Annotated in this window: 21 protein-coding genes; all 21 read right to left on the bottom strand. The window is 65.7% G+C overall.

Annotated elements, in window-relative coordinates; all coding sequences use genetic code 11:
* Positions 1 to 7 precede the first annotated feature (7 nt).
* On the bottom strand, positions 8 to 502 hold the full coding sequence (locus AC3WJB_RS15455) for a DUF1643 domain-containing protein (RefSeq protein ID WP_068098765.1): 495 nt from the start codon (positions 500 to 502) through the stop codon (positions 8 to 10).
* Positions 502 to 1,446 carry a hypothetical protein gene (locus AC3WJB_RS15450; protein WP_068098768.1) on the bottom strand — a complete coding sequence of 315 codons (945 nt, stop codon included), beginning with the start codon at positions 1,444 to 1,446 and terminating at the stop codon, positions 502 to 504. Before AC3WJB_RS15450 ends, AC3WJB_RS15455 begins: the two co-directional genes overlap by 1 nt.
* A gap of 107 nt (positions 1,447 to 1,553) precedes the next feature.
* Positions 1,554 to 2,246 carry a hypothetical protein gene (locus AC3WJB_RS15445; protein ID WP_068098769.1) on the bottom strand — a complete coding sequence of 231 codons (693 nt, stop codon included), beginning with the start codon at positions 2,244 to 2,246 and terminating at the stop codon, positions 1,554 to 1,556.
* 4 nt (positions 2,247 to 2,250) lie between these two features.
* Positions 2,251 to 5,133, bottom strand: coding sequence for a hypothetical protein (locus tag AC3WJB_RS15440; protein ID WP_068098770.1), 2,883 nt, complete (start codon positions 5,131 to 5,133; stop codon positions 2,251 to 2,253).
* Complete coding sequence (locus AC3WJB_RS15435; protein WP_201028715.1) at positions 5,130 to 5,693, bottom strand: DUF262 domain-containing protein; 564 nt, start codon at positions 5,691 to 5,693, stop codon at positions 5,130 to 5,132. Before AC3WJB_RS15435 ends, AC3WJB_RS15440 begins: the two co-directional genes overlap by 4 nt.
* 241 nt (positions 5,694 to 5,934) lie before the next feature.
* Positions 5,935 to 6,984: a hypothetical protein gene (locus tag AC3WJB_RS15430; RefSeq protein WP_153037850.1), complete on the bottom strand. Its 1,050-nt coding sequence runs from the start codon at positions 6,982 to 6,984 to the stop codon at positions 5,935 to 5,937.
* A gap of 543 nt (positions 6,985 to 7,527) precedes the next feature.
* A complete protein-coding gene (locus AC3WJB_RS15425) occupies positions 7,528 to 8,160 on the bottom strand; it encodes a hypothetical protein (protein ID WP_153037851.1) in 633 nt (210 codons plus the stop codon).
* A gap of 112 nt (positions 8,161 to 8,272) precedes the next feature.
* Complete coding sequence (locus AC3WJB_RS15420; protein WP_068098775.1) at positions 8,273 to 8,494, bottom strand: hypothetical protein; 222 nt, start codon at positions 8,492 to 8,494, stop codon at positions 8,273 to 8,275.
* 92 nt (positions 8,495 to 8,586) lie between these two features.
* Positions 8,587 to 9,129: a hypothetical protein gene (locus AC3WJB_RS15415; RefSeq protein ID WP_068098777.1), complete on the bottom strand. Its 543-nt coding sequence runs from the start codon at positions 9,127 to 9,129 to the stop codon at positions 8,587 to 8,589.
* Positions 9,122 to 9,526, bottom strand: a complete 405-nt coding sequence (locus AC3WJB_RS15410; protein ID WP_068098779.1) for a hypothetical protein — start codon at positions 9,524 to 9,526, stop codon at positions 9,122 to 9,124. Before AC3WJB_RS15410 ends, AC3WJB_RS15415 begins: the two co-directional genes overlap by 8 nt.
* A gap of 9 nt (positions 9,527 to 9,535) precedes the next feature.
* Complete coding sequence (locus AC3WJB_RS15405) at positions 9,536 to 9,928, bottom strand: ASCH domain-containing protein (RefSeq protein WP_068098780.1); 393 nt, start codon at positions 9,926 to 9,928, stop codon at positions 9,536 to 9,538.
* Positions 9,925 to 11,109: a phage Gp37/Gp68 family protein gene (locus tag AC3WJB_RS15400; protein WP_068098784.1), complete on the bottom strand. Its 1,185-nt coding sequence runs from the start codon at positions 11,107 to 11,109 to the stop codon at positions 9,925 to 9,927. The genes AC3WJB_RS15405 and AC3WJB_RS15400 overlap by 4 nt, the downstream gene beginning before the upstream one ends.
* On the bottom strand, positions 11,102 to 11,728 hold the full coding sequence (locus AC3WJB_RS15395) for a 5' nucleotidase, NT5C type (protein WP_068098786.1): 627 nt from the start codon (positions 11,726 to 11,728) through the stop codon (positions 11,102 to 11,104). Before AC3WJB_RS15395 ends, AC3WJB_RS15400 begins: the two co-directional genes overlap by 8 nt.
* 27 nt (positions 11,729 to 11,755) lie before the next feature.
* Positions 11,756 to 11,983, bottom strand: coding sequence for a hypothetical protein (locus tag AC3WJB_RS15390; protein ID WP_068098788.1), 228 nt, complete (start codon positions 11,981 to 11,983; stop codon positions 11,756 to 11,758).
* A gap of 82 nt (positions 11,984 to 12,065) precedes the next feature.
* Positions 12,066 to 12,353, bottom strand: coding sequence for a hypothetical protein (locus AC3WJB_RS15385; RefSeq protein ID WP_068098790.1), 288 nt, complete (start codon positions 12,351 to 12,353; stop codon positions 12,066 to 12,068).
* A 183-nt stretch (positions 12,354 to 12,536) separates the two neighbouring features.
* Positions 12,537 to 13,634 carry a phosphoadenosine phosphosulfate reductase domain-containing protein gene (locus AC3WJB_RS15380; RefSeq protein WP_068098791.1) on the bottom strand — a complete coding sequence of 366 codons (1,098 nt, stop codon included), beginning with the start codon at positions 13,632 to 13,634 and terminating at the stop codon, positions 12,537 to 12,539.
* Between the two features lie 247 nt (positions 13,635 to 13,881).
* Positions 13,882 to 14,994 (bottom strand): adenine nucleotide alpha hydrolase family protein, encoded by a 1,113-nt coding sequence (locus tag AC3WJB_RS15375; protein WP_201028716.1) that lies wholly within the window; start codon positions 14,992 to 14,994, stop codon positions 13,882 to 13,884.
* Between the two features lie 146 nt (positions 14,995 to 15,140).
* A complete protein-coding gene (locus tag AC3WJB_RS15370) occupies positions 15,141 to 15,392 on the bottom strand; it encodes a hypothetical protein (protein ID WP_068098792.1) in 252 nt (83 codons plus the stop codon).
* Between the two features lie 115 nt (positions 15,393 to 15,507).
* Positions 15,508 to 16,107 carry a hypothetical protein gene (locus tag AC3WJB_RS15365; RefSeq protein ID WP_153037854.1) on the bottom strand — a complete coding sequence of 200 codons (600 nt, stop codon included), beginning with the start codon at positions 16,105 to 16,107 and terminating at the stop codon, positions 15,508 to 15,510.
* Between the two features lie 632 nt (positions 16,108 to 16,739).
* Complete coding sequence (locus AC3WJB_RS15360; RefSeq protein WP_068098794.1) at positions 16,740 to 17,990, bottom strand: site-specific DNA-methyltransferase; 1,251 nt, start codon at positions 17,988 to 17,990, stop codon at positions 16,740 to 16,742.
* 5 nt (positions 17,991 to 17,995) lie between these two features.
* Positions 17,996 to 18,691 (bottom strand): hypothetical protein, encoded by a 696-nt coding sequence (locus AC3WJB_RS15355; protein ID WP_068098795.1) that lies wholly within the window; start codon positions 18,689 to 18,691, stop codon positions 17,996 to 17,998.
* Between the last annotated feature and the right edge of the window lie 80 nt (positions 18,692 to 18,771).

The raw sequence follows: 18,771 nt of genomic DNA, 5'->3' as shown, positions 1-18,771 counted from the left end.
CGTTCTCCTATCCCTGAAGGACCGTTGGCAGCGAGGCGGCGGGCATACAGAGCGGGTGCTTCGGGCTCCCGTCGGCATTCTGGCCCAGCACGTGCACCTGGCGAAATGCCAAAGCTTCACGCACGGCCTGGCCACGCCCAAGATAGCCCCCGTGCCGGCCCCACGCGAACACGACCCTATCGGCGCGCACCACCTCTGCCTGTAGGTGGACGTCGTTCTCTGGGCCCACCGGATCGCGGGCCGTCCGGAGTGCCAGCGGATCGGTCGCCCGCCATGCGAACAGGTTCACCACGTGGAGCCAGTCGAAACCCCAGGCCCTGGCAAAGCCCGCGCAGCGGCGAATGGTCGGATCGTCCATGGTCGCATCGGCCGTGCTGGGGTTCAGCATCACGAACAAGCAGACACGCGTCCCGGCCGGACAAAGCTGACGCCGCAACAGGTAGCGGTAGCGCCCGCACGGCGACATCACCGCACTCGCCTGGAGGGCAAAAAGGTCACCCATCACCGGGGGGCGGGCGAGGCTTCGTTGGTAACGCCATGGCGGGCACGGACAGACGCCGCGGCCGTGTGTGCATCAGCGATGATGTCGCCACTGTCGATAGCCGGATCGACTGCCTCGATCAACGCGGCAAGAGCCGATTCGCACAGGTACGAGGGGTCACACTTCGTGTTCTTCTTAAAGGCGGGGGTGGCCAGCCGGTAGTCCACCAGTTCCGTGAACTCACTCTCCGCCGGCGCAGGGCGGCGAGACCCTTCGCGCTCGACGCAGCCGCCCAACACGATGCCATAGCAAATCTGCGGCGACTCATCGGCCCACCCATCTTCGGACGCCGCATCCTGAGCGTAGGCAAGCATGCGCTCCGCATCGGCCACTGCCTCTTCCAGCGTGTTGCGTCTTGTGAACTCGCCGTCGGCAGGATCGGCAGCAAAATACCCCTCCGCCTGCAGGTCCTGAGCTGGCTCGCAGACCGAGCCAGTGACGCCCTCGGTGACTGCAGCCGGAAGAATCGACTCGCCCCGCTGGTGTAAGAACAGGCAGAAGTTCGCCACGTCTCTGGGGTCGCCCTTGGCGACGTGCTCGCGCAGCATGTCCGACAGTCGCTGCTGCATGCCAGGCTCGGTATTCGCCCAGCCGCCGCGGCCGTTGGAGCGCGCCGCGGCGAGCTTCGCCTTCATCGCGCGCGCGAAGTCCTCCACAGCAATGTCGTCGGCGTGAGGTAGTTCCACATCCTCGGCAGCGGGGGTACGGCTTGCCTCCTCACGAATTTGCTGGAGGCGCGCCGGCGACACGTGCGGCTCCAGCAGCTCGATCTCCGTGAGTGCGTCTCCGGCGTAGAGCCCGACAACGCCGTCGCGATCCGTAAAGCCCTTGACGAAGGCGGAAGACGCAGCCGGGTTGTCCGGAAGCTGGATAACGACTGTCAGATACCGCGTATTCGTTGACATGAGTGGTCCTGGTGGCCGCCGCTCTCGGCGTGTTGTGCACCTTTGTACGCCGCCTGTCGCCGACAGGAAGGCCGGAATCATTCCTTCTGTGGCCTCCCTTTCGTCACCTAACCCAACAGGACGGCATCCTTATCGGAGTAGTGCCCGACCCAGGCGTATACGCCCGGTCCGGCATGGCCGTCGTCCCGATGCTGGACGACGTAATGCTCCGGATGGTCGGACAGGGGTTTCCCCTCGTGCCCGGCTAGCTGCGCCAGTCGGGCTATCTGGTCGCCCGTCAGCTCCACCGCGCCAGCGTGATCGCATGGCTCGGCCGGGACCCATCCCAAAGCCTGCGCCTCACGCACGGAAGGAAGCCTGCAGTCGGCGATCGCCTTCTGGAACACCTCCTCATTGACACCGCCAATGGGCACCACGTAGGCCAACCGTCCCGATGTCCCGAAGTAGACCGCGCGCATCCCGACGACCTGGGAGGCGACAACGACGGTGCAAGCCCTCGTGATCGCTGAGCCGCCGATGCCGCCATACCCCAGCGCCGTGCTGCCCCACACCTGTGAGAACAGCGTCACCGAACATTCGTTCTCCGTCGGCCGGCGCCGCCGCGTTATCGTCGGACCTCGGGACTTCCCCGTCGTGCGCTCCTCCTCGTAGACCCTGGCGCGCTCTTCTCGCGTCATACCCCGCAGCCATTCGTTGTGGAGCGCCCAGTTCCGATCTTCGTAGACCACAGTCGGAAGGTCGCGCAGACGTGCCGCGTGCAAGGCGGATGCAACCGCCAGAATGGGGTTGTCGGGACCCATGATTCTATTCCTCGGATGAGTTGATGGATGCCGTGGGCGCTTCGCACAGCGGCGCCAGCCACGGAACGAGCCGCGCACCGGCCGGTGAAAGGGTCGTGAGACGACGTGGATCGGAACCGCGGAGGCTTTTCTCCCACCCCTTCGGATCCGATCGGTGGAGCATTGCCGCGTTGAACCAGGGCGTTCCCTTGCGGATCGTGATGTCGTTGAGGGAAACAACGCCGACGATTGGCGCAAGGGCCTGCTCCATCCTGGACAAGGCGCCCTCCGGGTTCACGTAGGTTCGCTGGGCCCACGCACGCACGCGCTCCTTCTGAGCGTCGTCGCCCCATGCGTACGCGGCATCCCACGCGTCCACGTGAAGCACCAGCAGCCCGGTCTTGCCCCGCTCGATCACGGTCCCGATCGGAAACAGGCATGGCTCGCGGGTGACGTAGCGCTTGGAGTGCGTGCGGTTGTAGGTGGTGGCGGACAGCATGAGGGCTTCCACCAATGCATGCTGATCGTCGAACGCCAACGAGGTCTTCGCAGGCAAGTCCAGTATCGACCGAAGGCGATCGTACGTCAGCCCGTCCGGTGCCTTGGCGCTTGCCCAGCGATCGGCCGCCTCCCAGGCAAAGACCACCTGTTCGCCTGCGCGGCGCTGATACAACTCGATAGCCATGCTCTCGCAGCGCGGCGTGCCGTCCGGCGCAAAGGCCAGCGCGCAGCGGACGCACCAGGGGAACTCCGCGATGCGTGGGTCGCGCTCGGCCTCGGTCGCCTCGCGGTAAAGGTGCCAACGGTCACGCCCGTCGTGCGTCAACGCAACCGGTACCGACTCCTGCGCCGCGCACCAGGCCTCGACGGCTTCGACTCGGGACGCGTGGTTGGCGAGCGCGGCGTGGGCGGCGTTCAACGCCGCGGTGCGGAGCGCCGGTGAGGCATCGTTCGGCGTGGCCGGCAACCTGCCATCCTTTTGGTTCGCCCGGATCACGGCGCGGGCAAGTCTCGCGGCCCGGCCCGCCTCGCCAGCATCGCTGGCCATCCCGCCGTCACGCAGTGAGGAGACGATCCACTGCTGCCACGGCTCCTCGGCGGCGTCCCGCTCGATCACGTGCGCCAGTGCCTGGCGGAAGACCTCGACATAGTCTGCATAGTCGCTGCGACTGCGCCTTGAGCCCAGGTAGTAGCCAAGCTGGTCTGCGTCGGCGCGATCGAGCACGAGGTAGGCGTGTGGCTGGTCGAGCACCACCTGGACGTTGCGGGCCCGGCCAGTTTCGTAGCGGTGGCGCGTCGCGACAGTGATGGTGGGTCGGCCCCGGACATACGCCACGCGGGCCACTACCGTCGTGCTATCGGGCAACCACATCTGGTAGCCCTTATCCGATCTGCGCGTGTAGGCGCCAGGCGCCGCTGACTCGGTCATGGCGACGCGCGCGTTTACTGCGACCATGACGCCGGCGCCGAGGAAGCGATTGCATTGCGCTCGATAAGTGGAGAACGACGGACGATCTTCCGCGATTAGGGTGTCGAGGCTCACCAGGCGCAGGTGCATGTTCTGGAAGCTGGGATCGAGCCAATTCGAGAACCGAGGGATACCGCTGGCTTCCAGCAGCTGCGTGCGATCGTGCAGTCCCCACAGGATCACGAGCACCCGGGCGAAGTCGGTGAGCCGGCCGAGCTGGGAGCGCTGGGCTTTGGCGTAGTCGATGTCCTCGCGGGTAATCGACTCTTCGTCGTAGCCGCGTTTGTCCCAGTTGTAGCTGCGCCGGGTGAAGTGCTCCGCCTGTTCGACCGCGCTTGGCAGCAGCTGCTTGATGTTGGGCAACACCTCATCGCACGAGATCAAGGTAAGTGAGGCGCCGTCGCGAAACAGCAGATGGTGGCGCATCGACTCCTTGGTCATGGCCTCGTTGTAGCGGCTGATGGCGACGGACCGTTCCGTACTGTCACCGTCCCGCTCCCTGAGAAACTCCTTGTAGCCACCACGGAAGCGCACCAGAACGATGCCTCGCGGGGACGGGATCATCTGGCGCACGAGCGCCGGATCCTCCAGTGCCCTGGCGACCTTGTCCACCATCGTGTGGTCGAGGCCGCCCTGGTCGAGGCAGAGCAGCAGCTCCTCGTCGAAACTGAGCAGGTCCTGGTAGATCACCAGCGGTTCGTCCCGCGGCGCAGGCTGGCCGACTGCCAGCGGCAGGACCTCGACGCCGCGCCCGGTGTAGATCTCCAGATTCGTAACCATGCCGCGAATGCGGTCCAGATCGGACAACTGATTCCTGGCCTTTGACAGGAGCGCGCTCGCCTTCTCTTGATGGAATCGTGCCAACGCACCGGCCTGGTTACCCAGCTCGTCGCTGTGTTCCTTGATCCATGCCAGCTGGGCGTCAGCGACGGCCTTGAGGGCGTCCGCGTGCTGGGTCATGGCCTTCAAACCACCTTCCGTGGCCAGCTCACGCCCCGACTCGCTGCCGGCATTGGGGCGAGGCTCGTTACCCAATCGTGGGGTGTTCGGGTCGACGGGCGGCGGCTGGCTCATCGCATCCTGAGTGAGGCGCATCTCGTCGACAAGCGCGGCAATCTCGCGGGTGCGCACGACCTCGCCGTCGAGGGCCAGATCCCAGTCCTTCTCGAAGTCGTCAGCGTGGATGCGCAGCGGAATCTGGTAGCACTTCTCCCAGCCGGGATGCGGCGCGAGGACGATGACGTGATCGTCGCCATCGGCTCGTTCGATGTCCTGCAACAGAAGCACCACGCCGGCGTCCACACCGTTGTACTTGCCCCGGGCGTCGTGTCGGCCTTCGATGTCGTGACGGGCGCGCCAGTACTGTCCCGGCGTCGGCCCCGCAAGACGTTCGACGATCAGGTTGGCCGTGCCGGCTCGGGCGACCGTCAGATCCTTCATCGGTTCTTCTCCCCGGCCGCCACGGGGCCGGCGGTCGTTGCCCGCTGATTGGCGGCGTGCGGCGTACCGCCGAAGTTCAGTCGATCGTAGACCTCGCGCAACGTCGCCTCTTCAGTCGCTCCCATCTCTATCGACGGAAACGAGACTCGATAGAATCGCCGCCGCTTGTCCGAAAGCGATAGGTCCGCGAAGCGGGTGCTGCCGAATATGGCGAACTCGCCGGCAGCGAAGTCGCGCAAGGCACACAGGCGTTGCTGGCCGTCGAGGAGCAGTCCTGCCAGCGGCCGGCGCGTGCCATCGCGGTCCCAATCCCACTCCGTCGTGACGTAGTATCCGGTGCCCAGGCCTAGAAAAATGCCTTCGACAAAGCGCACCTGCTGCTGGCGGGTCCAGACGGCCGGGCGCTGCCACGCCGGGAGCACCAGGCCGAGCAGGCTGCGCTCACCCTCTGCCAGGTGCGTCGCCGGCGCCATCGCAAGCAGATGTTCAATGTCGAAGGCGCGATCGCACCCAAACAAAATGGGAGCGGGCAGGAAACCCCGCTTCAGCACGGCGTTCACGCTTCCGCCTTGGCGGGGCTGGAGGCCAGCTGACCCGCCCGCGACAGGCCGGGGAAGCGCGGAACCTTCTTCAAGGTGATAGGTACGCAAGCCATAGGAATGACCCAAGTTGGTTCAGAGAAACCAGCTTCACACGGCAAGCCAGGCCCCAAAGTCCATCGTGATCGTGCACGGGGCCACGTCCTGCGGTGACCACGCCTCTTCGAGGTGCGCCTTCATAGGACGCTCCGGCGCTCGATCGTTACTCGACCTGTGCGGACAGGCCGGCCTTCGCGAGGAGCTTGTCCACGCCTCGCCTCACGTTCCCCTTGCCGAGGGTGAGAACATGTCCGTGCAGTGCGGCAACGGCCGCGGGCGCTTCGTTGGCCAACGACCCGCTCGGATAGCCGGCCACGCTGGGTTCTCGGAGGGTGCGGCGCGCCAGTGGATCACTGTCCGGCACCAGGCCATGGGCGTTGATCTGCGCGTCCCGAATCCGCACCGGGCGGCTCAGGTCTTCCAGCGCGGCGGCGGCCGCGGCGTGGTAGTGCTTGAGCGGGTCGCTGTCCGGCCACGTGCGCCAATCAGCGGTCCGCTCAATATGCGCGGGGTGGGGCTCGATCGCCTCGAACTCGCGATGCGTGCGATCGACGAATTCCGCCACACTGCAAAAGAGCCCGTACAACTCGTCGCTCCAATGCGCGGGGCGGTCTTTCACCTCGATCCCAACGAAGTGCATGTCCGTTATCGACTCGACCCAGTCCGATCGGTCACCGGTCGCGAACTCGGCGATCCCGGGCTTCGTGCGCCAGATGTCGAGCCACTCGTCCATCCAATTCGGCAGCGGACCCTGGGCTTCCACCCATGCGGCCAGGTCTTGCGCCCACTTGCGTCGCGGCGCGCGCTCCATCGCGTCCCAGGCCTCCAGCGTCACGACGAACTTGATCGACAGGCGCGGCCACTCGCCAACGGACGGCGACACCATCATCACCATGTCCGGAAGTGGAGTCGTGAGCGCGTAGCAGGCGATTTCCTTGTAGTCGTCCGAGCCTCGGTTGGGAAACCCGAAGCGTCGAAACAGGTAAGTGAAGAGGGCGCCGTAATTGACGGTGGTGCCGAAGTGCTGGTCGAGTAGGCCGGGGCCGTAAAGGCCGTTGCCCTTCGCCTCCGTGCTGGCCCATCCGCCCATCGAGTCACTTTGCATTGACATCCACCGCCCATTGGCGAGCTCGGCCAGCTTGAGGGTGAAGCGGCGCGGACGGCGCGGTGCGGTAGCCGGGGTGGAATCCTTCGGGCTTGTGGTCGAAGACATGGCCTGGGGTCGGTGGTGAAGTTCCCACCACGGTAGACGGTCGCGGTCGCCCCGAAACATAGGAACAGTTCCTCGGGAAGACGTGGTTTCAGGGTTGCGAATGTGAAGGCCAACGATGTTGATCGCTGCGCCTGAACGCAGCTATCACAAGTCAGGACATACACTGACCGGCATGTGGGTGTGCGTCCGTTGCCGTTCTGAGTTCCCGGAGTTCACGGGAGGTGCCGAGGCAAACCTCGATGCTTTCGGCCTGCACTTCATGTGCCCTGTTTGCGGTCGAAGGAATCACCTTCGAAGCCTTGGCCTCGATGAAGAAGGCTGCCTTTGCTTGGAGCAGATTGACGAACCGGAGTGATGTCGTGCGGCTTCATGGTTGCATCGCGACCCGCACTTAATTGCCGGTTCATCGCTGTACCTGCTGACGGTCTCAGGCAACCGGTTGAGGAAGACCTTCCAGCGAAGAGCGCAAATGGTTACCCGGAAGATTCGCGTGCCGAGTTGCCCGAGCACGCTTCGCATTCGGTCCAGTGTCGACGTGCCGCCTCACGCCGGAACGCGGGGACACTGTACGAACCGGATGCCCTGCGCGTTGAGCAGCTTCGCGTAGCTATCGTCGGGCGACACCACCACCATCGGTCCGCCAAACACCGTCCCGTAGTGACGCAGCTGCCGAATCAGCTCACCGCGTGTCGGTAGCTCGGTCTTCGCCTCAATCAGCACGCCATAGTGGCCGCCGATGCGATTCCAGCCCAACGTGATATTCACCGCGTCCGGTCGGCTGCGATCGAAGGGCTCAGGAACTTCCACGAAGATCTTCGGCCGCTCCGCCTCAATGATGAGGTCTGCAAAACCGACGCTGCGGGCATAGCGCCGCGGCCCGAGATCTTCATCGCGAAGAACCCTCTCCCACGTTGTCCGCTTGACCCGAGGCTCGGGGCGAGGCGTGGCTTCCATGAAGGCCTCGACCTCGGCGGTCGCCCTGGCCTGCCGCGCAGGATCCATCGCCCACTCCACGTCACTGGTGGTCCACTGCGGACCGAACAGCTCAGGAAAGGCCCTGCGCAGTACGAGGCCGGCGTTGTCGTCGACCCAAACGACCACGTCGTCGTGTGCGGGCTTCTTTACTTCTTCATCCCAGAAGCCCTCTTGCTGCACCTTGTCCCGTGACTTCGCCATGCTGTCCTCTCCGGGGTCTGCGCCCAAACCAGGTTGAATGCCCAGATCATCCCATATGCGAAATCGAGATCCGACATCCGCCTAGGACGCTGCGTAGTCTAAGCGGCAGTCTTCACTGTCTCAGAACGCCCAGCAAGGTCGGGCACGCACCGTGCCCGAGCGCAATGCGCCCGGGGAACTGGGCTGCCAGCGCGGCGAACTTTTCCAATTGCTCTGCAACCGGCCCCTCGCAGCGCGGTGACCCGGCCGCGCGCAGTCGATCGTGGTAGGCGTTGCACTGGCAGTCGCACAGCGGCTTTCCGTCGAGGATGAAGTAGGCGAGGTCTGTGCGCATGGCGATCTCCAGCGGTCCGGTGGTTGGTTGGCAACCTGCGCCTGGAGCGTCAGTGCCAAAGATCCCCGTGGTTGTGGTCCACGCGCTGGGCGTCAGCCGGATGTGATCGCCTTGTGGAGCGGCACCTTTTCGATCGTGTTCATGCGCGCCAGAAGCTCCTTCATCGTCTCGACGCGCTCAGGTGTCAGAGGTTCGGCCTCCTCTGGCGGCGCCTCGTAGGCGTAGAGCCCGTTGACCTGAACGAAGGCCTTAAAGGTCAGTTCCATCTCCCGTTCAAGGGCCTGGCGCGTCACCGCGAAGGCAAGCTTCGCCTGGGCGTACTGGGCGCTGGTCAGCATGAACGCGACATGCCGCTGCGATCGGCCGCGCCGGAACTGCCGGATATCCAAGGTTCCGGTGACCATGGCCACCACCTGGCGAAGCAGGCGCGTCTCCATCCGGCCGGCCACCTCGAACTTGCTCAGCTCGGCACATCCCGCGTCGCCGCACAACAAGTCCTCCATGGACAGGCCGTGGTGCATCAGGAGCTTCTCCAGGTGAGCCTGCGCCGTTTCGCGCTCGCCCTGCGCCCCGCGCTCGGCCAGGGCGAGGATCTTCTGCAACCGTCTCAGGACGGCGTCCCGTACCTCAGCCACGCGTCTTTGCCTCCGGCTCCGCCCGCGTCCACGCCCCGTTGGGCATGGCTCGCCATCGTTCTCCTGTCTCCTGGTCGACCAGCAGCCACTTGTCGGGCGTGCGCGTCGTCGCTTTCAATGTGATGGTCACTGGTTCCGGCAGCTCGGGCACCGTGCGGCCGTCCATCAGCGTCCGGTGGCGCTCAACCAGGCGCCAGTGCACATGGCCTGCCTTGACGACGACGCCCTTGCGCGCCAGCTGCCGAAGCACCTCAGCCGCCAGGTCGCTCGCCACCTCTCGGCTTCGCGGCCGCGTCGAGGGGTAGAGCACCTCTGCGAGGTCCTGTCGGCGGAACCGCGCGCCGCGCTGATCCAGCAGCGACGCAACGGCACGTTCTTGACGCGGCGTGATCGGCATGAGGGTTCCTCAGGAGCCAGTATCGGAGGGAAGGAAGGCAGACTGGGGCACCTCGAAGAAGCCGAGCTGCCCTTTCCAAGGGATGAACCTCGGCGCGGGACGCGCGCCTTGTAGAACGAACCCGAAGGGGCCGAAGAACCAGGGGCTGTCGGAAGATGACACGCAATCCACGATCCGCGCAGCCCCGATGATTCCGCCCAGCGCAAAGGTGTCTGGCAACGCGATCTCGGGGAAGGCCTCGCGTACGAACTCGAGATCCGCTCGCTGCTCCTGGCCCCATCGCTTCCCAGCGTGAATAAGGACGTCTCCGCGCACGTGCGTCTGCCATCGCCGGTTCTCGACGTCCTTGTGGCCGTGGACGATCAGCCACGCCCACGGCTGCAGAATCGAAAGTGCCTTCACGCTGTCAGAACCTCTCTCACCATGCCCCCTATCGGATAGCCGTTGTGCTCCACCCCGTCGAGGAACCGGCCAGCGGCACGCTTGCCAGCACGGAACATGGCGCAGTCCAGGTGGGCGTGTTTGCCGACGCCGTCGATAGTGGACTGCACCTGGTGGGGGAGGTGAAAGCAGCCGGACATCACTGTCGTGTCACGCGCCGGATGCCCGGGCGGCAACTTCGCCCGATTGCTGACCAGGCACGGGTAGCTCGAAGCCTCGCCGACATCGCGGGCTGTCCGCCACTCGCCCCATTGCTTGAACAGGAACGGCACGGCCGCCCCGGCGCATTGGTCACGCAGGTTGCGCGCCCAATCCGGGTGGATCGGCCGTGCCCGCGCGCCACTCTCACCGCCGACGATTACCCAGTCGATCCCTTCCAGCGGCGCTCCTGTCAGGTCACAGCGGTCGAAGTTCTCTCCCGAAAGGCGGTGCGTGGACCCGCCAACCGCTTCACCCATCCAGCGCCTGACGTCGACGGCCCCGAGAAGCGGCTCCATCGACAAGAACCGCATGGCCGCGGGTGTCTCGAGAAGCTTCGGGATGTCGCGGTCAGCCTCCGCCTGGTTGCAGATGGTCGCGCCAATCCAGACGTTCGGCCACGGATCCCGATCGGTAATCCAGGCGTCCAGTCGAGACCACGACCGGCTGCGGGCCTCGGAATCGCGCAGGTCGGTCAGCATCCGGGTCACGTTGCCGATGCGCTTTGTCAGCAGAAGCCAGTCGATATTCGGCGTGGCGTCGATCACGTCCAACAGGTCGGATCTCCACTGCGGATCGACTTCGTTGTCAAACACATCGGCCAGGGAGGCACAGAACACCCGGCGCCGCGCCGCGCTGACGACGCAGCTGTCGTCGGAGCCTCCGTGCGGGCAGCTGCAGCCGAATCGCAGTTCACGACGCTCTCCGCGCCATCCGTGCGTCTCGCATAGAACGTAGGGCTGCGCGTTCCAACGCAGCGGCAGGTGCCAGTTTGATGCGGACGTGCGGCGGCGTGATCGGCCCGACCCCCACTCCACGCCCAGCGCCCGCGCCGGTGCACTGACCGCGGCGTAGCAAAAATCGCACGCCGGCGAGATCTTGGTACAACCGATCCATGGGTTCCACGTCGAATCGCACCATTCAATCTTGGTTCGGTCAGCCATTGCACGTCTCCGTGAGACCCGCGCTGGAAGCGCTGATGTACGCGTCCACGGCAGCGTCTGCGCTTTCCAGACAACGGCCGTCACGCGGCCCGAGCAGGCTGGAGATGGTGGCGCCATCCATCTGGCGGATGGCGCGCCACCGGGCGGCGTCCTGCCTGGACTGCATTGCGCTACCGCCGCTTTGCCGCGAGTTGCGGCGAAGCACGGCGAGCGCCTCTGGCCAGTGGAAACCGTCCACGAACCGCAGCAGTCTCCCGGGGAACGCCTCGCAGTTGGCCTTGTGCGGCCTGTCGTCGCACAGAAAGTCACCCTCGTCGCCCAGCAGCCCCTTGTCGTGGGTCACGATGAGGCGGCGCTTCAGCTCCGGCAGGTGTGCAAATACCCACGCGGCCTTGTCGCTGTAGGCGTGCGCCACGCCGGTGGGCGGCTTGGTGGCCAGCCAGACTTCGTAACCCATCCCGATCAGGCTTCTCACCGCGTCGATGGCGCCAGAGATCGCGGGCATCTGAAGGTACGCGCCGGGCATGACCTTCACCTGGTCTCCCGTCAGTCCGCGCTCGTCGCGGAACTTGTTGAAGTCCACGATGACGCCGTCCATGTCGATGAATACGCGGTTCATTGAGTTCTCCTGTGCAGGGCGTGTTACCTATGCCGTCGTCGCACGGCAGGCCGCGCGCTGAAACTCCCTCTCGGGTAGCTTGCCGGCGAAGTAACCGCGTTCGACGGGCACGTAGTGAACCGCTCGGCCGCGCCCAGCTTTCTGGATGGCGCGCACGCAAACCTTCTCCTTCCAGTCCCCGTGATCGAGGACGTAGGTTTCACCGACCGCGATGGGTATCTCCGAGGCGCCGGCGAGGCTGGCTGCGATCGTCATGCCACCGCTCCTTCGACCAATTCCGCGGCCATGGCAAATAAAGCGATGGTCAGCAGATCGGTGGCGGTGGTCGTAGAGCCAGTCATGGCGAGGTACTCATGTCGGTGGATCGACCTCCATCTTGAGGCCCGACGCCACTCGTCGAAGATCTCATCAGATCCGGCTGGGCTCCGGCGGACCCCTGTGTCGTGGGCGCATGCGTCTCCACTCCCATCTCGTCCAGCTCCTGCTGGGCAATCCGGGTGGTGTGCACGAGCGACTTGCCCGTCTCCTTGGCGATGCGCGAGACCGAATAGCCGGCCTGCAACATCTGGCGAACGCGCGAGCGGAACACGGCTCTCCTGCGCAGGTCGGGGTTGCTGGCAGCCATTGCATCCTCCTGTCGAGGCCGTCACTGGGCCTGATTGGCACGAACCGTTACGTTATGGCAGTGGTGCCGTCGCCGGACCCGGAAACATCCCGGTCTGCAAGTGGCGTTATGCGAGCGGTGCGCCGTCGATGCGCGCAAGGAAGGCGTCCACACGCTCCAGCATGGAGTCGGCGACCTCCGGTGTTACGCGGCGGCACGACTGGACGCATCTCGCGCGGCGATCAGTTCCTCGTATCGGGCCAGCACCGCCTCGCCTGAGAGGTACTGTGCGTTGAGACCCACCGCGGCGGCGACGGAGCGACGCGCGCCCGCGAGCGCGTCGGCCTCGCCGATGGTCGGCATGCGTGAGGGCCAACCGAGACCGCCGAACAGCAATTCGTCCGGAATCGTCGCTTCGGCTGCCTTGCGCGCGGCGGTCGCGACCTTTGCCGCCGCCAGACGCACGCGCAGATCCTCGGTGAGCCGCTCGGGTGCCACGTCGCCGAGCCAGCGGTTGCTCTGGAAGGAGAAGGTTGAGCGACACTCCAGGTCGACCATGGCGTGGTACGTGTCCAGGTGCTCGGCGAGGCGCGCGGAAATTGTCAGGTCCGGAAGCGACCCCATGATGCAGAAGCCGCAGGACACTCGCGATGCACCGTGAACGCGATAGGCCTCGTGCGGCTTCAGGCCGGCGTCGGCAATCTCCGCGAATACGTCGTCGATCGACCACGGGAAGATGGCGTGCCAGTTGACGCCGACGTGCCCCTTCCTTGTCAGCTTCGCCGCCGGCGAGGTCACCGGCTTGCGCGCGCGTGCGCTCGACTCCTGGGCGCGCACGCCATCGACGGACACGATGGGGCCCGTCGGAAAGCGCCGGCGCAGCTCGCGTGCGATGACATCCGTTTTCATCTCGCCTGTACAGAACCTCAAGGCGGGCGTGCTCCATGGCAGGGTGAGCAGCACGGTCTCCAGTCGGGCGTATGCTTCGGAGCGACTCACCCAGCGCGATTCCCAACGATCGAGCATGTCGCCGGCCGCCCGGTGAACCACAATCAGCTCCCACCCCAAGTGGCGCGCCAGGCGCTCGCAAACCGGCAAAGAGTCGCGCCACTCGACGCGCCCGAGATCCGCGTGGATCAGGACGCGCGGTCCTGCGTGACCGATCGCATCCAGGTGACGGGCCACCGCGAGCGCGACGGCCTGTGAGTCCTTCCCGCCAGAGACGCCGACGGCGACGGTCGCATCACTGGCGAGGAGCTCGGCGACGGAAGGGTCCGTGGCGATCAGGCGAGTGGGTGTCATGGGAGGCTCCGAAAGTCGAAGCCCTAGCGTCCGATGTGCCACGCCCAGGCAAACATCGCGAGCCTTTCGGCGCCTCAGACGTCCGTTCACTCGGCGCCGTCGCTTGCGGACGCGCGAAACGCTTTCAGCGACCGTGTTCGCGGAGGCCGCGCACGTGGTGGCCATCACAATCGGAAGAGGGACAGCGGCTCCACCACCATGCCGAGCATGCCGCGAACGGCTTCATTCGTACCCACCGGCCCGTCGCCTATGAAGGAGGCCCCGGGCGCACGGGTTCACCACGAGCGTCGAGCGCATTGCCCCCGTCACGCATGCGGTCAACGGATGCCAGGAAGCGGGCGCGATCATCTTCGCCGCGGCGGACCCGGAACGCGTCATCGACGACGTCGTTGATTCGTGCCCAATGGTTCCACGCGAAGCTGCGGCCGAGGCCGACGGTTGTCCTTGAGCTGGGGAACCGCTCTGCACCCTTGACCAGGGCTTCCCACGAGTCGCCGAACTCTACTTCGTCGAAGCGGCTATGCCGTCCGGTCAGCGCGACGCGCTCGAGTTGGAGTGCTCTTTCCATCAGGTCAGGGTGGTGCGCGGCAAGCCAGAACAACTCCCACGCCTTGGAGGCGGGGCAGAAGAAGCAGGCGGATTTGATTGGCACCCGCTCGGGGCCAAGTAGCTGGGCGATCGCCCTGATGCAGTCGCGCCGCTCCCACCCCAGCAGTTGCAGGGGATAGGCGTAGTCGAAATCGTCGCCTGTGGACGCCAAACTGCCCGAGCGCCGGCGATCCGCGGGGCCGCAGTCATAGCCGATCAGCTTCAGTATCCGCTGACCGGTGGCCTTCGCCTCCAGCCACATCGGATGGGCAGGCCGCGCGTTCGGGCCGGACTTGACGCCTTTCAACCACTGATCCTGTGGTCCCTGCTTCCACTTGATGGAGCAGCTCTTCATGCCGAACGCCAGGGACGGTAGCGTTTCGTTGGCGAGGCAGTTCCCGAATAGGTCCGCGTAACCCGTCGACGGCAAGGGCGTCTTGCGCACCACGGTGACCGGCGGCCAGCCCCAAGTCTCGAGGATGCGGCTCATCGCGTCGACGTGCGCGAGTGTCTCTGGTTTTTCTCCCCCCGTGTCGGCGAAGCCAATCACGCCGGGAACGATGCCTGCTGCGTACAGCGCCACGAGCATAGCCGTGGAATCAACGCCGCCGCCAAAGCAGACCACGACGTGGCGACCAGCCAACGCGTCACGTAGAGCCTGCCGCTCGGCTGGCGTCAGTATGCCGTCGGCGATGCCGGCGACCGCGGCTGTCTGTGCTCGAACGGCTGCGGTGGGCGGTGGATTGGTGGCGAGAGCGATGTGGTCGGCCATGGGGCGATCCGGCGAAGTGACGTCCGAATCGTGGCCTCACTGGAACCAGGCCAAAGATGGACCGAGATCCGCACCCTGCTCCGAGAGATTACGCCGCGCCGAAGAGTGATCGAGTCCGCTAAAGATCGTCCGTGTCTGTGGCGTCCTTAGCTGACGATCCGACCCTCACGACCCAGCGCCCTGGCGATCGCTCGCTCGCTCTCAAGTACGTCGGCCGGCTGCTCGACCTGGCCGGTCACACGGATGCGCGTAATCTCGGCGAGGCAGCCGCACACGCCGCTTCCGGAGACGTGGGTCGCTTCCTCTCGCAGGCACCATTGGAATCGAACGCCGTCACGCTGGTAGGCGCTCTCGTAGAGTAATTCGCTGATGACCTTGGCCCACCCTTGCCCTGACATGGGTGGTTCGGCCGGGCGTAGCCATCCGGTACACCGATACTCGGCGCCGTCGTATTCGAAAAGTGTCCCGACGTCCGGCGCCAGGCACGCCGGGCTTGGTTTGTCGACCAGCGGCTCACCCAACACGGGCGCCACCCTCCCCTGCTTCGGCCTGCTCCGTTCCTTCGGACGCTTGCTCGACCGAACGCTGCTGCGAGGTCGCTTCCGTGGTGCACGACTGCTGCTGGCGTCGGTCTAGCTGATCAAAGAACTGCTGCGCGCTCTCCTGCACTACCACGTCTGTTCTGGTGACGCGCAGCGCGAAGCCGCCAAACTCCCCTCGGCGCTCCTTGTCGCACCAGTAGCTCCCCTGCACGTCGATGTGCGGGATGTCAGCGTCCGGGAGTGCCCGCAGAACGAGCTGGAGTATCTGCGTCCAGTCCGCACCACCACCGCCCATGCACTCGCGCAGGGCGCTGGTGAAGGGTTCTTGGCTGCATCCGTCCAACCCGGTCTCTTCAAGGAAGGCCTCCCACGCTTCCACCAGCGGCAACCCGTCTGGCAGTTCCAGGTCGCATGGACCTTCACCGTCCCGGGTAAAGAGGTACAGGCTCTCCGAATCGTCCGTATCCACGACCGCGACGTTGCATGCGCACAAGGCCAGTCGATGGGCCTCCGTCAGGTGGTGCTTCGGCAGGAAAGTCAGGACGGTCGCGACGCAGTAGTTGTTGGCCATGATGGATCCGAGGTCGTGGAAGGCCACCATCGTCTCCGACAACCTCGCCGACCGAAGTTGTCGGGCCATTTCGCGCGCCTGTGGCCAGGACGATCCTGCACTTCCTGGATGGCGGTCACGCGGATTGCTCTGTCCGGAGAGGACGGGTGCATTTCGCTACTCGAACCGGACGAATGAACGGATGCGGACTCAAGCTGTCGACGGGCGCCTCCAGCGCGCGGCACGCAGCATTTAGCGTCGCGGCCCGTCGCCTACTGGCTGCGCCAGTGCCCTGCGGGGATGAACTCGGCCGCGATACCCATGGCTTCGTAGCGACGCTGGCGAGCCAACGCAAGGAAATCCAAGCCTCCGGCGCGGTCTGACCGCGCCAACAGGGGTAGCGGAGGAGGCAGTACTCGCCCGCTGAGCGCGGACACACCTCGCCGGAGTACCGGCGCCGTTCGGCGAAATCGAAGCGCAGCCAGATGCCCTAGAGCGAAGGCTGAAATCAATGCTGCAATGCTGAGAATTGCCATGGCGCGGCTCGGGTGGTTGCTACACCTCCATTTTACCGGGCATGCCCCATTCAGAAGATCGTTCCCGATTGGCAGCGAGGTCTGTGCCAAGTAGCCGCAGGCAGGCCCACCGAGTGCTTAGGCAGCTCGCGGCCACTGCTCGAGCGCTTCTGGCATCTCAAATCCGGGCTGGCCCCGGAATCGCTCCCCTCCCGAACGCAGGTAATCGAGCACCCGGTCGCAAACCAGCCATCGCCGACCAGCGCGTTCGGCGGCCAGGCCGGTCGTTCCCTTCCCGCCGAAGGGATCGACGACGAGCTGGCCAGGCTCGGTGAGGTAGCGGATCAGGAAGTCCGCAACCGACGTCGGCATGACCGCGCCGTGCGCAGCAACGCCGAGGGCGCCAGCATCCATCCGGGTGGCGATCGCGTCGGCGCACCGGTGGCCACGCATCAGGACGTTCTTCGGGATACGCCCGGCCGTTTGGTGGCCGAAAGCGCCGGCTCGGCGGCGGTAGGCACCATCCGAGTGGTCGACCTCGGTCGCGGTACCGCCGGCGGCGATCAGTTGCCGATGCTTGTCCGTGTGCGGCTCAAGGACCCGGCGATTGTCCGCAAACGACGCGCGCGGGTCATTGCACATCCACACGATGGGCTCGTAACCGACGTTGAGGTGGATGCGCTCTTTCGAGGCCCAGGCGATCGGACCGGGCGCCTTGCTCAGGTTGACCCAAGGAAGGCGATCCATCAGATGCAGGCCACAGCGATCCTCCAGCGCGATGATGACGCGCTCGATGTACGTCGAGCGGGCCGGGCTGCCCGGCTCGAACACGTCGTTGGAAAAATTGATGGCCAGCGACGCACCTCTGGCGAGCGTGCGCACCAGCGGCTCGATCGACCGGACGATGAAGTCCACGTATTCGGACACCGGCACGTTGCCGTAGGCCCGCGGCTTGCGAAGCGGGTACGGTGGCGACGTCAGCACCAGGTGGACCGGCTCGTCCAGTCGCGTGACGATGTCGGTGTTGTCTCCCCAGATCGCGACACCCAGGTCGGTGGAGAACGCCACCAGCTTCACCGGCACCGCCGGCACGTGCAGACCCTTGCGCGTGCGTTCCACCAACTCCCACACGCCGCGCTCGCCCTCCACCCTGCGCAGCACGCCCATATGCTTGAGGGTCTGGGTGTGCCACCGAATTGCGCGTTCGACACGACTGTGCAACTGCCCTGCCCGTCCAATCGGCGCACGCGCCCGGCGCGCGGTCTCGCTGATCCCTGCCCGATCGGCGACCGCGCGATACAAGGTCGCGTTGTCCAGCCGGCCTTCGTCGCTGTCGGCATAGGCGGATGCGACGTGCTCGAAGAGCGGATGCGCGATCGCGCTGTCCATGGACGTCACGCCGCCCGGACCGCGCCGTTGACGATCACATTCGGGCCGCGGTGCTGTGAGGGCTCGCCGGTCAGGCGCGTCGCCGGGACGGTTGCCTCGTACCGCTTGGCCGAACCGCGTTTGGTCAGGTGCAGCGTGACCGAGCCCGATTCGTCGTGGATGGACTGAACGAGCGCCGAGCTGTACGTCGTTCCGGCCACGCGGACGTTGTGCAGTCGCGTGCCGACCTTGAGTTGCAGCGATGCGAGGGCGGCGGCACACGCCGCGCGAGTGCGCTCTGTCTCTACGACGTGCCGGAAGCGGTAGACCTCCATGCCAACCATCCTGTCGACCACGGCGGCGAACGTTGGCACGTCGGTCCAGCCGTCCGACCGGCCGTGCACCTCGCCGAATCCGTCGCAGATGAGGGTGAGGTACCACTCGCCTCCGTTGGGCTTGGCGCGCCGAACGATCGCCCAGGCGCCGCGCCCACCAGCCGCCAGCGCCTCCTTCAGTTGACTCACTTGCTCCTTCTGCACGTCCAGCGCGATGCCGGCGGCCTGGATCAGATCGGGCAGGCGAAGCTCCCTGGCCGGGATGGCGATATCCCACGTCGGGCGGCACGACCGCTCGAACTCGTCCTGGTAGAAGACCTTCGCATCAAGCGTCTGCTCGACGATGGCACGCAGCGCGGGGATGGTGAGCAAGGCGGCGGTGGGCATGGTTGTCTCCGGCAGGTGGAAGTCGGGGATTAGGATGCGGTAGACCGGGCCGCGCGGAAGTTGGGCGGGATTCCGGTGCC

Source organism: Rhodanobacter sp. FW510-R10 (genome assembly GCF_058781105.1).
This window is presented reverse-complemented; position numbering and strand designations above follow the sequence as displayed.

Bases quoted from the DNA above. Each gene is read 5' to 3' on its own strand.
- AC3WJB_RS15390 (WP_068098788.1), bottom strand. From the start codon at position 11,983: ATGACGATCGCAGCCAGCCTCGCCGGCGCCTCGGAGATACCCATCGCG.
- AC3WJB_RS15385 (WP_068098790.1), bottom strand. From the start codon at position 12,353: ATGGCTGCCAGCAACCCCGACCTGCGCAGGAGAGCCGTGTTCCGCTCG.
- AC3WJB_RS15420 (WP_068098775.1), bottom strand. From the start codon at position 8,494: ATGCGCACAGACCTCGCCTACTTCATCCTCGACGGAAAGCCGCTGTGC.
- AC3WJB_RS15365 (WP_153037854.1), bottom strand. From the start codon at position 16,107: ATGGCCAACAACTACTGCGTCGCGACCGTCCTGACTTTCCTGCCGAAG.
- AC3WJB_RS15380 (WP_068098791.1), bottom strand. From the start codon at position 13,634: ATGACACCCACTCGCCTGATCGCCACGGACCCTTCCGTCGCCGAGCTC.
- AC3WJB_RS15445 (WP_068098769.1), bottom strand. From the start codon at position 2,246: ATGGGTCCCGACAACCCCATTCTGGCGGTTGCATCCGCCTTGCACGCG.
- AC3WJB_RS15440 (WP_068098770.1), bottom strand. From the start codon at position 5,133: ATGAAGGATCTGACGGTCGCCCGAGCCGGCACGGCCAACCTGATCGTC.
- AC3WJB_RS15360 (WP_068098794.1), bottom strand. From the start codon at position 17,990: ATGGACAGCGCGATCGCGCATCCGCTCTTCGAGCACGTCGCATCCGCC.
- AC3WJB_RS15370 (WP_068098792.1), bottom strand. From the start codon at position 15,392: ATGTCAGGGCAAGGGTGGGCCAAGGTCATCAGCGAATTACTCTACGAG.
- AC3WJB_RS15355 (WP_068098795.1), bottom strand. From the start codon at position 18,691: ATGCCCACCGCCGCCTTGCTCACCATCCCCGCGCTGCGTGCCATCGTC.
- AC3WJB_RS15430 (WP_153037850.1), bottom strand. From the start codon at position 6,984: ATGTCTTCGACCACAAGCCCGAAGGATTCCACCCCGGCTACCGCACCG.
- AC3WJB_RS15425 (WP_153037851.1), bottom strand. From the start codon at position 8,160: ATGGCGAAGTCACGGGACAAGGTGCAGCAAGAGGGCTTCTGGGATGAA.
- AC3WJB_RS15455 (WP_068098765.1), bottom strand. From the start codon at position 502: ATGGGTGACCTTTTTGCCCTCCAGGCGAGTGCGGTGATGTCGCCGTGC.
- AC3WJB_RS15410 (WP_068098779.1), bottom strand. From the start codon at position 9,526: ATGCCGATCACGCCGCGTCAAGAACGTGCCGTTGCGTCGCTGCTGGAT.
- AC3WJB_RS15400 (WP_068098784.1), bottom strand. From the start codon at position 11,109: ATGGCTGACCGAACCAAGATTGAATGGTGCGATTCGACGTGGAACCCA.
- AC3WJB_RS15450 (WP_068098768.1), bottom strand. From the start codon at position 1,446: ATGTCAACGAATACGCGGTATCTGACAGTCGTTATCCAGCTTCCGGAC.
- AC3WJB_RS15375 (WP_201028716.1), bottom strand. From the start codon at position 14,994: ATGGCCGACCACATCGCTCTCGCCACCAATCCACCGCCCACCGCAGCC.
- AC3WJB_RS15395 (WP_068098786.1), bottom strand. From the start codon at position 11,728: ATGAACCGCGTATTCATCGACATGGACGGCGTCATCGTGGACTTCAAC.